The 14,095-nt window shown below is 38.3% G+C and carries 16 protein-coding genes; 11 read left to right on the forward strand and 5 right to left on the reverse strand.

The features are described 5' to 3' along the window. Positions 1 to 56: 56 nt before the first annotated feature. On the reverse strand, positions 57 to 203 hold the full coding sequence (locus N0O92_RS11935; protein ID WP_315614887.1) for an FbpB family small basic protein: 147 nt from the start codon (positions 201 to 203) through the stop codon (positions 57 to 59). 383 nt (positions 204 to 586) lie between these two features. On the opposite strand from N0O92_RS11935, the gene N0O92_RS11940 reads away from it, so the two are divergent. From N0O92_RS11940 to N0O92_RS11950, 3 genes are all read left to right on the forward strand, one after another. After that, positions 587 to 733: a hypothetical protein gene (locus N0O92_RS11940; RefSeq protein ID WP_315614888.1), complete on the forward strand. Its 147-nt coding sequence runs from the start codon at positions 587 to 589 to the stop codon at positions 731 to 733. Positions 734 to 820: 87 nt separating this feature from the next. Next, positions 821 to 1,780, forward strand: coding sequence for an MBL fold metallo-hydrolase (locus N0O92_RS11945; RefSeq protein WP_315614889.1), 960 nt, complete (start codon positions 821 to 823; stop codon positions 1,778 to 1,780). A gap of 99 nt (positions 1,781 to 1,879) precedes the next feature. Further along, positions 1,880 to 2,218, forward strand: coding sequence for a hypothetical protein (locus tag N0O92_RS11950; RefSeq protein WP_315614890.1), 339 nt, complete (start codon positions 1,880 to 1,882; stop codon positions 2,216 to 2,218). A 102-nt stretch (positions 2,219 to 2,320) separates the two neighbouring features. Here N0O92_RS11950 and N0O92_RS11955 read toward each other — a convergent pair whose 3' ends face one another. After that, entirely contained in the window at positions 2,321 to 3,472 is a 1,152-nt protein-coding gene (locus tag N0O92_RS11955) for an MFS transporter (protein ID WP_315614891.1), read from the reverse strand. Between the two features lie 172 nt (positions 3,473 to 3,644). On the opposite strand from N0O92_RS11955, the gene N0O92_RS11960 reads away from it, so the two are divergent. The 3 genes from N0O92_RS11960 (at position 3,645) to N0O92_RS11970 (ending at position 6,468) form a co-directional block, all read left to right on the forward strand. Next, positions 3,645 to 4,040, forward strand: coding sequence for an OsmC family protein (locus N0O92_RS11960; protein ID WP_315614892.1), 396 nt, complete (start codon positions 3,645 to 3,647; stop codon positions 4,038 to 4,040). Between the two features lie 406 nt (positions 4,041 to 4,446). Continuing rightward, positions 4,447 to 5,826 (forward strand): MATE family efflux transporter, encoded by a 1,380-nt coding sequence (locus N0O92_RS11965; RefSeq protein WP_315614893.1) that lies wholly within the window; start codon positions 4,447 to 4,449, stop codon positions 5,824 to 5,826. A 27-nt stretch (positions 5,827 to 5,853) separates the two neighbouring features. Continuing rightward, positions 5,854 to 6,468: a YczE/YyaS/YitT family protein gene (locus tag N0O92_RS11970; protein WP_315614894.1), complete on the forward strand. Its 615-nt coding sequence runs from the start codon at positions 5,854 to 5,856 to the stop codon at positions 6,466 to 6,468. Positions 6,469 to 6,716: 248 nt separating this feature from the next. Here the strand turns inward: N0O92_RS11970 and proC are convergent, their stop codons facing one another. After that, positions 6,717 to 7,523, reverse strand: a complete 807-nt coding sequence (gene proC / locus N0O92_RS11975) for a pyrroline-5-carboxylate reductase (RefSeq protein ID WP_315614895.1) — start codon at positions 7,521 to 7,523, stop codon at positions 6,717 to 6,719. Between the two features lie 174 nt (positions 7,524 to 7,697). Between proC and N0O92_RS11980 the strand changes: the two genes are divergently transcribed. Further along, complete coding sequence (locus N0O92_RS11980; protein WP_315614896.1) at positions 7,698 to 8,504, forward strand: YfkD famly protein; 807 nt, start codon at positions 7,698 to 7,700, stop codon at positions 8,502 to 8,504. Between the two features lie 53 nt (positions 8,505 to 8,557). Here the strand turns inward: N0O92_RS11980 and yfkAB are convergent, their stop codons facing one another. After that, positions 8,558 to 9,670, reverse strand: coding sequence for a radical SAM/CxCxxxxC motif protein YfkAB (yfkAB, locus tag N0O92_RS11985; protein ID WP_315614897.1), 1,113 nt, complete (start codon positions 9,668 to 9,670; stop codon positions 8,558 to 8,560). Positions 9,671 to 9,838: 168 nt separating this feature from the next. Here yfkAB and N0O92_RS11990 point away from each other — a divergent pair, with 168 nt between their 5' ends. The 4 genes from N0O92_RS11990 (at position 9,839) to pdaA (ending at position 13,574) form a co-directional block, all read left to right on the forward strand. Next, positions 9,839 to 10,027, forward strand: a complete 189-nt coding sequence (locus N0O92_RS11990; protein ID WP_315614898.1) for an SE1561 family protein — start codon at positions 9,839 to 9,841, stop codon at positions 10,025 to 10,027. Positions 10,028 to 10,039: 12 nt separating this feature from the next. Then, positions 10,040 to 10,681, forward strand: a complete 642-nt coding sequence (locus N0O92_RS11995) for a histidine phosphatase family protein (RefSeq protein ID WP_315614899.1) — start codon at positions 10,040 to 10,042, stop codon at positions 10,679 to 10,681. A 165-nt stretch (positions 10,682 to 10,846) separates the two neighbouring features. Beyond that, positions 10,847 to 12,391, forward strand: coding sequence for a fumarate hydratase (locus tag N0O92_RS12000; RefSeq protein ID WP_315614900.1), 1,545 nt, complete (start codon positions 10,847 to 10,849; stop codon positions 12,389 to 12,391). Between the two features lie 379 nt (positions 12,392 to 12,770). After that, complete coding sequence (gene pdaA, locus N0O92_RS12005) at positions 12,771 to 13,574, forward strand: delta-lactam-biosynthetic de-N-acetylase (RefSeq protein WP_315614901.1); 804 nt, start codon at positions 12,771 to 12,773, stop codon at positions 13,572 to 13,574. A 69-nt stretch (positions 13,575 to 13,643) separates the two neighbouring features. Here pdaA and N0O92_RS12010 read toward each other — a convergent pair whose 3' ends face one another. Beyond that, positions 13,644 to 14,006, reverse strand: coding sequence for a GAF domain-containing protein (locus N0O92_RS12010; protein ID WP_315614902.1), 363 nt, complete (start codon positions 14,004 to 14,006; stop codon positions 13,644 to 13,646). Positions 14,007 to 14,095 lie beyond the last annotated feature (89 nt).

The following is a 14,095-nucleotide window of genomic DNA, read 5'->3' on the forward strand; positions in this document are numbered from 1 at the left end:
GTGGCTGGAGCGCAATGGAACGAACACGTGGTGAACGCCCCCTTAAAAACAACTTTTTATTTTTTATCTTGTTCTTCCTTTGAAGAGACAGATGTTCTTTCATCGATACGTTCTTCAATTTTAGCTAAAGCTTCTGGATCATTTAGTAACTGTTTTTTGTTTTCTAAAACAAGTTCTTCAAATGATGTGGATTGTCTTCTCATGATAACCCCACCTGTTCTTTTGATATCTTACAATGACTAGTATATCATGGATGTAAGCGAAATAAAGATGGAATTGTTACAATTTTTAGACAAAAAGGAAATTTGTTAGAACTTGTCGAACAAACTAAATCTATATACATGAAGAACATGTTATTCACATTTATTTCAGTGTTATCAACATAGCCTATAAAGTTATACACAATTCTGTTGATAAGTCTGTGCATAACTAGATAATTGTAACAAAGTTTGAAACATTTAAAAAAATAGTTTACAAATCGCATAGTTTATTGTTAGAATATTTTTAACATTATAAAAGGTGTTCTTTAAAGCTAAATAAAAAGTGAGCGACTGCTCAATCAATTCATAAAAGGGAGAGGGAAACCATGACAGTTTCAGAGAAAAAGATGATTGAGGAAATGCAAAAAAAGTTGGACCGTTTAGCAAGTGAGTTAAATGAGTTAAAAAAATCAAGCCACGAGGGATTTGAAAAAGTAGAAACGGATGATTTTTTAACTCAAGCATATAATTAATAATCAATAGAATGGCGTGGAAATGTTGCCGTCTAAAGATGTAAGATGTAAAGAAGTTCTCCATACTTTATAAAAGGAGGCTGTCTATTGACTGTTTGCGCTGAAACGATTCATCAATTAACCATTCCAACACCATTTCTTGTAGGTCCTGTTCATGTTTATTTAATTTGTGGGAAGTCACTCACGCTGTTTGATACAGGACCTCTTACTGGTGAAGGTAGAAAAGAGCTAATAAAACAGCTGAATCAGCTTGGATATGAAGTTGAAGATATTGATCAAGTTATTCTATCCCATCACCACCCTGATCATATCGGTTTGGCTAGTTTATTCAAACACGCCACAATGATTGGTCATCGGTACTTAAAACCATGGATTGAAAAGGATCAACAATTTTTCAGGAAGTATGAACAGTATCTTCGTCAGTTGTATATCGAAAACGGACTTCCTATTGAACTTCTAAGTAAAATTGAAAAATCTAGCGCTGCCTATATTAATTACATTGAAGCAACAGAGTTAGATATTGTTGTAAAACATGGCGACGAAGTACCAGGGCTTCCAGGCTGGAAAGTAATAGAAGTACCAGGTCATTCGCAAAATCATATTATGATTATTCGTGAACAGGATCAAATAGCCATTGGGGCGGATGTTTTACTAGCCACAATTTCTTCTAATGCATTACTTGAAGCTCCTATGACTGGAGAGGAAAGACCGAGAACGTTGCTTCAGTATAGAGACTCTTTACGATTAGTCAAATCTTTAAAAGTGAAATTACTTATGACGGGGCATGGGGATATGGTTCACAACGTTGATCAATTAGTTGACCAGAGATTACGAGGGCATCTAGAAAGAGCAAAAGCAATAAAAGAATTGATTTCAAGTGAAAAAATGACTGCCCATGAAATTAGCTATCGTTTGTTTAAGGAGAAGCATAGGAAACAACCTGATTTAACGTTTTCCGAAACATTTGGTCACTTAGACTTATTACTTGAATCGGGACAAATTGAAGTACTAAAAGAAGGAAGTTTTTTTTACTTCAAAAATGAATGAGTAATCATTCGTTTTTGAAGGCGTTATTTATTTTCTTTCTTTTCTTTTCTCGCCATTTCTTGCTAAAATAATGGTAAGACAGAAAAGAGGAGGAGCGAAATGGAGAAGAAAACAAATTCTTTTAAGTTGATCTGGATCTTTGCTGTTATTTTGATTTCGATCGTTCTAGCTAAAAAAGAATGGAGAACAAAAATGTTAGCAGAATTACGTCAGATTAGGGAAGGAACTGAAAATGCGGTTCAGTTTCTTAGAGATAATCGTGAACAGATTGTCGATCAAGTTAGAACGACTGCTAATGAAGTTTCTTCTGTTGTAAGAGACATTTCAAAAGATGTCAAATTAATTGGAGAAACAGCTTCACATTTAAAAGAAAGCTCCGAAGAGATAGTGAAAGCAACAAGAGAAGCAGCTGAAGATTTTAAAGCCCTAAAGAAATAACATACATAGAGTTTAGTAGCAGAATAAGAGGCTGTCTCGGGGATGTCTCAAAAGGTCAACGGACCTTTTGGGACATCCCTTTGACATGACTAGAACAAAGCATTAAGCAATGACTTTCTGTTTGTGGAATGCGATACAGAAAAATATGATCAATAGCATGAGGCTAATCACAAGAAAGAAACTGATGCCACTTATGAATTGAATAAAGAGACCACCCATGTAAGGGCCTAAGAGACTTCCTACACTAAACGCAATGCCACATAAAATGTTGCCAGTCGGTAAAAGAGACTTCGGTGTTAAGTCAGTCATATAACTAATACCAAGAGAAAAAGTAGAACCAACTAACATACCTGCGATAAACAAACAAATACCAAGACCAACTACATTTTGCTCCAGAAAGCTCGCAAGGAAAAAGGTTACACTGCCAAATGCTAAAATGAACGTTAATATTTTCTTTCTCCCCAAACGATCACTTAACATCCCGAGAGGAAGTTGAAACACAATTCCCCCTATCGCAAATGAAACTAATAAAATAGAGACAGAGGTAACGTCCATGCCAATTCGCAAACCATACACTGGGAAGCTGCCATTTAATGATGCCTCTAAAAAGCCGTACCCTACTGCTGGCAATAAAGCAACCCAGGAGTAGGAAAAGGCTTTTTTAAAACGACTAGCAGTGTCTCGAAAAGAGGTCAGTTCAATTGCTTTTTCCGGAAAGTCATTTTGCAAAGCAAATAAAAATAACCACGCTACTAAACAAAGACTAGCTGAAATAATAAAGGGCAATGCTTCATGAATAAAAATAAGTGGAGTCATTAAAGGACCCATGGCAAAGCCAATTCCAAAAAAGACACCATAAATGCTTATATTTCTACCGCGCTTTTCTTTAGGAGAGGTGGAGGTAATCCATGTTTGAGTTCCAAAATGCAGAGCATTGTCACCAATTCCGATGCATAGTCGCAAGAAAAACCAGAACCAGAAGGATTTCCATAAAGGAAAGAGAGCAAGAGCAAGAATGACAATTAACCCACCAATGATAATAATAGGTTTGTACCCAAATTTTCTTAGGGGTGGCTCCATGAACGGAGAGACAAGAAGAATCCCAATATAAAGAGCAGTAGCGTTTAGTCCATTCAATGTCGCTGATAACCCGTCTTGCTCGAAAATAACAGAGATGAGGGGGAGTAGCATTCCTTGGCTGAAGCCACTAATTGCAACAATGCTAACTAATACCCAAAAACGAAAACGATTCATCTAAAAACCTCACTTTATTTTTCGAGAGCCTTATCTATTTTAGCTTCTTCTCTTCTAGATGACCATATGTAATTTTGGCATAGAACATGACGTTAGAAAGAGAGACTGATACAATAAGAAGCATGATAAGATAATGACACTCACTATCTTAAGATGAAGGAGGCGTTTTTTAATGGAATATAAAATGATGGAGAATAGCTTTGTAACAGACCTTGAATTTGGACAGTTAGAGGTGTCAGGAAATGCTGACTACGGATTCCGTCCGTATCAACTACTTGTATCTTCTGTAGCTGTTTGTAGTGGAGGAGTACTTAGAAAAATACTAGAAAAGAAACGTCTTTCTTATAAAGACATACGTATTAAAGCGGACGTAAAAAGAAATGAAGCTGGAGCGAATGAGGTAACAGATATTCATTTGCATTTTACTCTTTTTGACGTAGATGCATCAGATGAAAAGTTAGGAAAAATATTTGAGTTAACGCGAAAAAATTGTCCGATCTATCAGTCGGTTAAAGATTCAATACGAATCACTGAGACATATGAATGTATGAATCAAAGTGCGAACTAGAGTCAGGTCGTTATGAAATAGCAATAGGAACCATACTCCGAGAAGCGAAGGCGCCTGCATGAGAATTCGGCTCATAGAAAGGGCTGGTTTCCTATCCTGTGTGGTTTTTTCTTTTCTTCGCCCTGATCGGGACCGTTCCATTGCCATTTTAGGCACTTGCTTTCCGCGGGGAGGATGGCAAGCCACCACGACGTTTCATCTGTGGTGGCTTGCTTTTTCCTCTTTTGCCCGAAGGAGTCAAGTATTTGCCATTCTATTTCACTATTATCCAGAAAAATTCACTTACAATAATTCTTGCTAAAGTAGCTTTGTTTACTATAATTAAGAAGCATGACAAAAATAGAGGCCGATCCTGCCATATCGACATAGGTGGTGTTTCTTTCTTATAAAGAAGAAGGGGATTTTTATGTCACAGTCCAAGCAAATGGATTTTACAAATGGGCCTATTATGAAGAAAATGATCTTATTTTCTTGGCCTATCTTTTTAACAAATTTATTACAAGCGTCGTATCAATTTATTGATTCTTTGTGGGTAGGGAACTTATTAGGCCCTAGTGCATTAGGAGCAATTACAATTTCTGCAACAGTTGTTTTTACGACTCTTTCTTTTATTATAGGGATCAATAGTGCAACATTAACGGTCATTAGTCAAAGAAAAGGAGCGAATGACGAAGAGGGGTTGAAAGACTCATTAAATGCATTTGTTTTTGTATTAGGAACGTTAGCCCTCTTGCTAGGTTTACTTGGATTTATATTTTCTGGGACCGTTTTACGATTTATGGGAACTCCTGATGATATCCTTCCTTTGGCGCAATCTTATTTACAAATTAATTTCATTGGGATTTTATTTTTATTTGGTTATAACTTTATCGGAACCGTTTTGAGAGCGTTAGGTGACAGCGTATCGCCTATCCGCTTTATCGTCATAGCAGTCTTGTTAAATACGTTACTTGACCCACTATTTATCTACGTATTTAAATGGGGGATTGAAGGAGCGGCGTATGCCACGATCATTTCACAAGGAACAGCATTTGTATATGGACTATGGTTCTCCATAAATAAAGCTGGAGTTCCTTTTCAAATTCCAAAACTCCCTGAGAAGAGGTACTTTCTTGTTTTGCTCAAAATGGGTCTCCCAGCTGGATTGTCCATGATGGCTATTTCAGGAGGGATATTAGCCATTATGACAGTTGTGACTAGTTTTGGTGAAGGGGCCGTTGCTGGATTTGGTGCGGCACAAAGATTAGATAGCTTAATAATGCTTCCGGCACTTACATTAGGGTCGGCAGTGAATAGTATGGCCGGGCAAAATATCGGGGCTAAGCTATGGGGACGAGTAAATGAAATAGCAAAGCAAGGGTTATTTCTCATCGTGATGGTTTCCTTGGTCATAAGCACGATTGTCTTTGTTGGGGCAGAGTTCTTTATACGAATGTTTGTTCAAGATGAGGAAACCGTTGAGTTTGGAACAATGTATATTAGAACGATTGCCTTCTTTTACCCATTTTTAGGTGTGAACTTTGTTTTGAATGGAATAGCGAGAGCAGCTGGAGCCATGTTTCCTGTTTTAATTTTGAACATTATCTCGTTTTGGATATTACGGTATCCATTAACCGCTATTTTCTCAGCTTGGCTTGGAGAAAGTGGAATAGCTCTAGGGATGGGTATCAGTTTTATAATAAGTAGCGTTATTGCAGGCGGATACTATTTCCTCGGAAATTGGCGAAATATAAGTGAGGAAATTGGGGAAAGTACTGGGAAAAAATCAGATAAACAAGAATCTTAAAGGTAAGAAAGAAGAGTGGAGAAAAATATGAGAACGTTTCTTATTAGAGCTTTTAGTTATATTGTGGGATTGATGATTGTTTCTTTTGGCGTAACTTTAACAATCTTAGCAGGGCTGGGGGCAGGTCCTTGGGATGCCTTAAATGTGGGCTTGGCTCATCAAACTCCTTTTACAGTTGGTAATTGGGTAATCTTTGTTGGAATTATCCTTATTATCATTAATGCCATATTAACGAAATCACGTCCGGTTATCGTTTCGCTACTAACCATCTTCCTAATAGGATATTTTATTGATTTTTGGCTTCTAATTGTTTTCCCTAATATAGTGTTCAATGGGTTTTGGATTCAACTCCTAATTTTATTAGGGGGTGTCGTAATTATTGCTTGTGGAGCATCCGTTTATTTACAAGCAGAGTTTGCTATTATCCCTATTGACGGGTTTATGTTTGCGGTAAGGGACTTGTTTAAAGTAAAGCTAATGGTAGCAAAAACGATAACAGAGGTGACAGCTCTTGTAGCTGCTTTCTTGGTAGGAGGTCCTATTGGGGTTGGAACGTTAATTGTTACTTTTTCAATTGGTCCTCTTATTCAATGGTTTTTTCCACGAGTTGAAAGAAAGCTCAATTGGAAAGGTGCTCATTAAGGATCAAAAAGTCTGACTTAGGTAGCCTTTAGGTATATCTAAGCCAGACTTTTTTGTTATCTTCCTTATCGGGTCCGTTTCATGCGCTTTGGGTACTTGCTTTCCGTGGGGAGGAAGCCAAGCCCCCACGACGTTCGTCGGTGGTGTCTTGGCTTTTCCTCTATTTCCTACAGGAGTCAAGTACCTTCCGCTTCATTCCACTAAGGCCGGTATTGAATATCAATAAAAGCCCCTCTTGCGAAGCATCTTTAGTTAGAACCGAGTTCTTTTGCGCGTTGGTTTGTTGCTTGGATTGCTCTTTTAATGGAGTTCGAAAAATCATCTTTCTCCAAAGAGGTTAGTCCTGCAGCAGTGGCGCCTCCAGGTGAGGTAACTTGTTCGCGCAATTTTTGTGGATCTCTATGTTTGTCTAACATGGCTGCACTTCCGATAATCATCTCGAGAACCAACTTTCGTGCTTGCTCTGCACTAATACCGTAAGAAGTGGCTGTTTGTTCAAGTGCTTCAGCAAAGGAATATAAGAAGGCGGGAGCACTTCCTGTTATTGCCGTTAGATGATGAACTTGCTCTTCAGAAAGCTCTTCTGAGGGACCGATGGCTGAGACAATGGTTGTAAATAGCGCTTTGTGTTGTTCATTCACATGTTGGCCAAAGCAATAAATGGACATAGACTTTCCAACATCGGCGGATGTGTTTGGCATTAACCATGCTGTCGGAGTTCCATCTGGTAAAGCTGCCTCTAAAGTGGATGGACCGATCCCGGCAGCTACAGTCATGACAAACTGACCTTCATGTAAAAGTGGAGATAATTCCTCTAAGACGCTAGGATGCTCAGATGGAGGGCATGCTAGTAAGATGACATCTACTTCTTTAACGGTATTTCTCCAATTTTTCGTTGTATGAATTGAATAAGATTTCTGTAATTTGTTTAATCTACTTTTGTCTTTTTGATTCGAGATTGTAATCTTCATTTCTGGATTTGCTTGTAGCAAACCGGCAAAAATGGCTTCTGCCATCCGACCTGCTCCTATAAATAAAATATGTACATGGTTCATGGTTGCCTCCGAAGTTTATATTTTATAGGGTAAAGATTGGGTGAACTCAGCAACTTTTCCCTTTGTCTTTAACGTTACCAAAAAAAGAAAGGTAACGGTAGTGATGGATAATATTTGTCTTTAAGATCACACTATAAAAAAACAATGTCTCTAATTGAATGAGGAGGTATAAAGATGAAACGAGTAGTAGTCGCGCTTTTTGCGATCTTATTGTTAGCTGCATCTGGGAATGTGTTTGCAGAGGGCGAGGGAAAAAAAGAAGAAGAAAAAGGGTTTAAAATACCTGATTCTGTTGTGAAAATTTCAAAGGAAAATACGTATACGAATCCAACACAAGACTTACCTTATTTACAGCCAAGTACGTTAGCGAAGGAATTATTAGATTCAGCAGATGTTCCAATTGAAAATCCAGACTTAATCCGTATCTTAAATGAGTCTACGATTAATGATTCAAAATTAGCATTAGGCTTCCGTGCTTCTATTTATTTAGGTGAATGGCCACTTGCCTATGAATCGGATGGTACAGAGGTGAATTGGGAGTATCAAAAAGTGAATACGAATTATGCGGATAATCGTGGAGGACGTTCACCTCAGAAATTAACGTATAATCAGGAACAACAAAAGAAGGTAAATGGTGGTTTAACGGCAAAGATTCCAAATAGTGAAGCAGTTAAAAAGATGATGATGATCAAAGCGACAGAGCATACGAGTTTGCCTTTATCTTTTGAAACGGTAATCGGACAAGGTACGAGAAAAAATAACACGTATAATGTTGCTCCAAAGCAAGTAGGCTACTTACACAGTTATGTCCCTGCTGCGAATGAAAAAGGGAAAGTAACATATGGTGAAGTGTATTTAACATTCAAGGGTGGCAAACGTAAGTTAGAAGTGAAAAATGTAACACAACAAGGAATTGGAGCGTGGATTCCAATTCAAGACCATCTTTCTTTTACATTTGTAGCGGCAAATCAGCCTAAATAAAATCAGAGGTTGTCTCCAAGCACAATGGGTAGGAGACAACCTCTATTTCGTTATTACAGGTTGGATTTCCGTTTCGTGAAATCAACATCTTGATAATAAGCCTCTTTTACAAGAACATTTGGACCGAGGCATTTTACAGATGGGCAATGACAGTTTAGCGATTTAGCTAAGTCACTTTCCATCCATGTAGAATAAGCTTTTTGCAATGTGGTCGTTTGAATATTGCCTAATGGTGGCGTATCACCAAAGTCAGTTACAATGATATTCCCGTCAAAGATGTTCACATTTAATCGAGATCGACCATCTGGGTCATTGCGAACGGTAACGTTTTTAGCGGAATAGAGGCGCTTTTGTAATGCTAAGTCGGCCTCATTTTGACTACATGGGTAAAAAGGCAACGTACCAAAAAGCATCCACGTCTCTTCATTCCTGCAATCTAAAAGGCGATGAATGCCTTCACGAATTTCAGCAAGCGAGGCCACTTCTAGTTGGCTCGCGAAATCGCTTGGGTACATTGGGTGAATCTCGTGCCGTTGACAGCCCATCTCAACAATTTGTTTATGAATGCTTTCAAGATGGGGAAGAGTACGCTTATTCAGCATCGTTTCTGCAGAAACGATCACTCCTTGGCTCGTTAAAGCTTTTGCGTTTTCTACCATTTGATAAAATAGTTTTTCTCTTTGTTCAAGACTTGGTTTGCGGTCCATCACAGCAAAGCCAATTTCTGCAAAATCATCAACGCTACCATAATTATGAGAAATATGGATAACATCTATATATGGAATGATTTTTTCGTACCGTTTTAAGTCAAGAGTTAAGTTCGAATTGATTTGAGTTCGGATTCCTCTTTCATGTGCATATTTCAAAAGCGGAACAACGTATTGATCAACTGATTTCTTTGAGAGCATTGGTTCTCCACCGGTAATACTGAAAGCACGCAAAGTGGGAATCTCATCTAATCGTTTGATTAGCAAATCAATCGGTAGTGGGTCAGGGTCTTTTGAATTAAGTGTATATCCGACAGCGCAGTGCTCACAACGCATGTTACATAAAGTGGTTGTCGTAAATTCAATATTTGTTAGTGTTAGTTTTCCGAATTCTTTTATATCTTCATAAGCTTCCCATGGATCATGAGAAGGAGTTATTTTTGGGAAAATGTCAATCACAGAGATCGTACTCCTTTATCATCATTACTTCATTTATCATAACGTAAAAACGAAGGATTCAAAAGAACAACTTGGAGATATTGTTGCTACATTGTGATGGAGAGAAGAATCTGTTACACTTTACACATCAAAAATATGAGTTGTTAAAAGAAAAAGGAGCGAACATAATTGGGCGGAGCTATACATGATAAGAAAGAACAAATGAATTATTTGCAAAACAGACTTGATATGGTCATGACGGTGCTAGATACGATCGATCCAGAAGAAGCTGGAGTTGAGGATATCGATCGCTTGCTTGCGATGCTAGATGATATTGAAACAAAATGTAAACAATTTAGGCATGATTGGTCAGAGTAAGGAGCTTCGACGATGAATTTATATCTGATCCGACATGGTGAATCAGAAGGAAATGTAAGTGGGAAAATTCAAGGGTGGGAAGATTATCCACTATCTGAATTAGGACAAGAACAAATGAGTCTGGTTGCCAATTATTTTAAAGATATTCGACTCGATTATCTTTATAGCAGTGATTTAATGAGAGCGTACGAAACAGCTAAAGCTATTGGTTCTGTAACAAAACGTACAGTTCATAAGTGGGAGAAAGTCCGTGAAGTACATTTAGGACCTCTTCAAGGATTAACGCGTCCACAGATTTATGAGAGATATCCGGTCACAAAAGAAGCATCAATTTTAACATCAGGTGTGGAGGGGACTGAAACGGTGGAACAGCTGTCCGCACGTTGTAAGCACGTGATTGATCAAATGCTGCTTGCTCACAAAGATGATCATGTTGGAATTGTCTCTCATGGTGGGTTTATTAGTATTTTTCTCATGTATATCATGATAGGAGAGAAGTGGCATACGTTTCATCGCCCATTCCAAATTAACAATACGAGCATTACTCATATTGAGTGGTCTCCTAAAACAAATAAACCAATTATTCATTATACGAACAAGACAACACATTTAGAATCAGTAGTGAACGGCTTTACACAGAAGGGATTGCTATAGAAAAGAGGTTGCTGAAAAAAAGATTTCAGTAACCTTTTTCTTGTGCGATCGTTCCTAAATTCCCTCTATATTTGGACGCGCTTTCACTTAAGACTTTCGGAATTTTTGGACTAGCATTATAATAGTAATGGGATAGAGTTTTGTATAAAAAGGGAGATGGATGATATGAAGAAATTTGAAGAAAGCATGTATCAACTAATCGTTGAAACATCTACAAATCTACCAAATGATGTACGCCGAGCTATTGCTACGGCTAAAGCTCGAGAAAATGCGGGAACGCGTGCAGCATTATCACTATCGACAATCACAGAAAATATCGGAATGGCAGACGAAAAAGTTTCTCCTATTTGCCAAGATACAGGAATGCCTACTTTCGAAGTGAAAGTTCCGGTTGGTGTCAACCAAATTAAAATGAAGAAAGCTATTTATGCTGCAGTAGAAAGAGCAACGAAAGATACAAAACTACGACCAAACTCTGTTGATTCATTAACAGGGAAGAACTCAGGAAATAACCTTGGTGAAGGAACACCGGTTATTCATTTTGAACAATGGGAAAAAGATGTAATCGATGTACGCTTAATATTAAAAGGTGGTGGCTGTGAGAATAAGAATATACAGTACAGTTTGCCAACAGAACTAGAAGGTCTAGGCCGTGCTGGGCGTGATTTAGATGGAATTCGCAAATGTATTATGCACTCTGTCTATCAAGCTCAAGGACAAGGCTGTAGCGCCGGTTTTATCGGAGTAGGAATCGGTGGAGACCGTACAACAAGTTACTCTTTAGCTAAAGAGCAACTTTTCCGTACAGTTGATGATGTGAATGAAAATGAAGATCTGAAAAAACTTGAAGATTATGTTTTGGAAAATGCCAATAAATTAGGAATCGGAACGATGGGATTTGGTGGAGAAGCGACATTACTTGGCTGTAAAGTCGGAGCAATGAATCGTTTGCCAGCTAGTTTCTTTGTTTCTGTTGCTTATAACTGCTGGGCTTATCGCCGTTTAGGTGTCATTTTAGATCAAGAAACGGGTGACATCCAAGAGTGGCTTTATAAAGACGGGGAAAAAGTAGACCTTACGAAAATCGAACAAGAAGTAGCCGCAACAGAAGAAAGCACGAGTGATGTACGTGAAGTCGTGTTAGAAGCTCCTATTACGGAAGAGCAAATTCGTGAGCTTAAGGTCGGAGATGTCGTCATCCTTAATGGAATGATGCATACAGGTCGTGACGCAATTCACCATCATTTAATGGATCATGATGCGCCAATTGATTTAAATGGTCAAGTGATTTATCACTGTGGTCCTGTTATGATGAAGGACGATCAAGGAGAATGGCATGTAAAAGCCGCAGGTCCAACGACAAGCATTCGTGAAGAACCGTACCAAGGGGATATTATGAAAAAGTTCGGAATTCGCGCTGTCATCGGTAAAGGTGGAATGGGTCCAAAAACGCTAAAAGCTCTAGGAGAGCATGGTGGTGTCTACTTGAACGCCATCGGAGGAGCAGCGCAATATTATGCTGACTGTATTAAGAAAGTAAAAGGAGTAGACTTAATGGAATTCGGAATTCCAGAGGCAATGTGGCACCTTGAAGTAGAAGGATTTGCCGCAATCGTCACAATGGATTCTCACGGAAATAGCCTACATGCAGATGTAGATCAATCATCACTTGAAAAATTAGCACAATTTAAAGAGCCTGTATTTAAATAATCTTTAACATAAAGAAGCCTTAGAAGGGAATACTCCATTTTCTAAGGCTTCTTTTTTTTGAAGGTTCGTTTCGTAAGAATTGTTGCTATAAAATATATCGTTTTTCCTCAAAGTGAAATGGAGCGGAAGGCACTCGACTCCTGCGGGAAATAGAGGTAGGGGCGAGACCCCACAGGCGCAGCCGAGGAGGCTCGCCACCTCCTTGCGGGTGCGAGTGGCTGGAGCGCAATGGAACGAACAAGCTACTTCTACTTATCCCCAAAAAACGATAAACAGCAATTTAACAATAATTATACATTTTTTATCGTCAATAGGTAATCATACATAAAGGACTTCTTCAGTGATAAACTAACAAAAAAATGAGGGAGAATGATACTTGATGCTTAAGAAAACAACAGTTCTAGCAACACTCATTTTTGCCATACTATTTGGATGCGGAAACACCTTTGCTTCTGCTTACAGCAATACCGTTCATAATTGGAACTATAAGCCTGAGAAGGACAACAAACCAGTAACAACAGAGCCTCATTATCTTGAGATGTTAGAAAAAACGAATGGATTTTTTATTGGAAACACATCGAAAAAGGAACTGTATCTGACCTTTGATAACGGATATGAGAATGGATATACCGAAACAGTTCTGGATGTACTGAAAGAGAAAGAAGTTCCAGCAGCTTTCTTTGTAACTGGGCATTATTTAAATGACGCAGAGGACTTAATCAAACGAATGGTGGATGAAGGGCATATTGTCGGAAATCATTCCTGGCATCATCCAAGTCTTCCGGAAGTAGGAGATGGTCGCCTGACCAATGAGCTAAACAAAGTAAAAGAGCGTTTTACAGAAATTACAGGTGTTAAGGAAATGAATTATTTACGTCCTCCTAGAGGGCAGTTTAGTGAACGGTCGTTAGTGCTTTCTGAGAAACTAGGCTATACGAATGTATTTTGGTCAATGGCCTATAAAGATTGGGAAGTTGATAAACAAAAGGGTGGAGACTACGCCTATAATCAGATTATGAAACGAATCCATCCGGGCGCTATTATGTTAATTCACTCCGTTTCGAGTGACAATGCCGAAGCATTACCTCGCGTGATTGATGATGCGAGAGAACTGGGGTATGAATTCAAAAGTTTAGATGACCTCATGTTTGAAAAACAAATGTCAGACTGGCAATTGCCATAGAAAGAACTAATTAATAAAACATTAAAAGGATCAGTCATATAAAAAGGTGACTGATCCAATCATGGTTTTTTAGTTAGCAAAACTTTGCTGTCCAATTGCGGCTGCAATCGTTTCTAATGTACTTACATCTGTCACATCAAAAGCAATAGGTTGACGGCTACGAACAACCATCATTCCGATTTCTTCTTCCATTGAATTTTTAATAGGAAACTTTAATTCTCCGTTACATTCCCATTTAATATCATCTTCAAAAGAAGAAGCGGCAACTAATCTGTGATCTAAATTTTCGTACATATAAATTCCAACCCAATCAATGTAAAGAACTTGCTCAACAAGACTCTCAACCGTTTTGTTAAAAATCGACTGTAAGCTTTCGCGCTTATAGACATGGGCCATAATTTGTAATGAAGCTACATCTGTAGGTATAGACAAATTTATCTCTCCTCTATTTAAATCTCTGTGTCTATTTTAGCAGATCTAGTAGCTTTTTCGGTCTAGTAAGTTTAGGAAGAAATGTGGGA

Source organism: Alkalihalobacillus sp. MEB130, assembly GCF_032335535.1.
GTDB lineage: Bacteria > Bacillota > Bacilli > Bacillales > Bacillaceae_D > Halalkalibacter.